The following is a 1,599-nucleotide window of genomic DNA, read 5'->3' as shown; positions in this document are numbered from 1 at the left end:
ATTGGTATTATGTCCTGATACAGTTGGCGGCAGCTATAATTCAATTTTTTGAGTTATAGATATAGTTAAGAAAACTTGCTATAATTAAAAATTGTGATTATTCCAAGAGCTTAAATCTTGATAGAACGCTATACGTTACCCGAAATGGGTCGATTATGGACAGATCGGCACAAGTACCAAACTTGGTTGCAGGTTGAAGTTGCCGTTTGCGAAGCACAGGCCGAACTAGGATATATCCCTGCCGATGCTGTCGAAGAGATAAAGGCAAAGGCAAACTTCGATGCCGATCGCGTCAATGAAATTGAGTTAACGGTCAAGCACGACATGATCGCGTTTTTGACCAACGTAAATGAATATGTAGGAGATTCAGGTCGATATATTCATCTCGGTCTGACTAGTTCCGATGTGTTAGATACGGCTCTAGCCGTGCAATTAGTAGATAGTTTAGAAATCATTCAAGCGCAGCTAGAGGAGGCAATCCAAGCAATTCGCTATCAGGCTCAGCAGCATCGTTATACGATTATGTCGGGTCGGACGCATGGTATTCATGCGGAGCCAATTACCTTTGGATTTAAGCTCGCTGGCTGGTTGGCAGAAATGTTGCGCCATCGCGATCGCCTATTAAACTTAAATAAAACCATTGCTGTCGGTAAAATTTCGGGCGCTGTTGGTACTTATGCCAATGTTGACCCGCGTATTGAAGCGATCGCTTGTCAAAAGTTAGGGCTTCAGCCCGACTGTGCATCGACGCAGGTGATCTCTCGCGATCGCCATGCCGAGTATTCGCAAGTACTTGCCCTGATCGGTGCATCGATCGAGCGCTTTGCCGTAGAAATTCGTAACTTACAACGTACGGATGTACTAGAAGTAGAAGAACATTTCACCAAGGGACAAAAAGGCTCCTCGGCAATGCCTCACAAGCGTAACCCGATTCGTTCGGAACGCTTAACGGGTATGGCGCGTTTGTTGCGTGGCTATGCGACGACGGCTCTCGAAAATGTGGCTCTATGGCATGAGCGTGATATTTCCCATAGTGCGGCGGAACGGGTGCTACTTCCCGATAGCTGCATCCTCACGCATTTCATGCTGACGGAAATCACCGATCTCGTGAAAAATCTGTTGGTGCATACTCACAATATGGAACGCAACCTCTATTGTTATGGAGGTGTCGTTTTCAGCCAACAGGTACTTCTCGGACTGGTAACTAAGGGCTTGAGCCGTGAAGATAGCTATGCGATCGTCCAGAAAGCCGCGCATCTTGCATGGAATAAAACTGACGGTGATTTCCGTAAGTTGATCAGCGAAGATGAAACCGTGCAGAAAACCTTCTCTGAAGAAGAGTTAGCTGCTTGTTTCGATCCCAATAAGCATCTCAAAAATCTCGACCAAATCTATCAAAGATTGGGAATTTAGATTTTGCAAAATTGTTTATAACTTGAAGCTAAAAAATGCGACGCTTTGCGCCGCATTTTTTATAAGTAGCTAGGCATAATTATAGATAATTCAAATAAAAACTACAGCTTCGACTTCGCTCAGCTAGCTTACACCGAGGGCTGAGCGAAGTCGAAGCCCGTCTACAAGTTATTTAAAACAACTATA

The 1,599-nt window shown here is 44.7% G+C and carries 1 protein-coding gene; it reads left to right on the top strand.

Annotated elements, in window-relative coordinates:
• Nucleotides 1-117 precede the first annotated feature (117 nt).
• Entirely contained in the window at nucleotides 118-1,413 is a 1,296-nt protein-coding gene (gene purB / locus AC805_RS15645; RefSeq protein ID WP_072143642.1) for an adenylosuccinate lyase, read from the top strand.
• Nucleotides 1,414-1,599: the final 186 nt, after the last annotated feature.

Source organism: Pseudanabaena sp. 'Roaring Creek' (assembly GCF_001402795.1).
Taxonomy (GTDB): Bacteria; Cyanobacteriota; Cyanobacteriia; order Pseudanabaenales; family Pseudanabaenaceae; genus Pseudanabaena.
The sequence above is the reverse complement of the archived record's forward strand: the minus strand, read 5'-3'. Positions and strand labels throughout refer to the sequence as shown.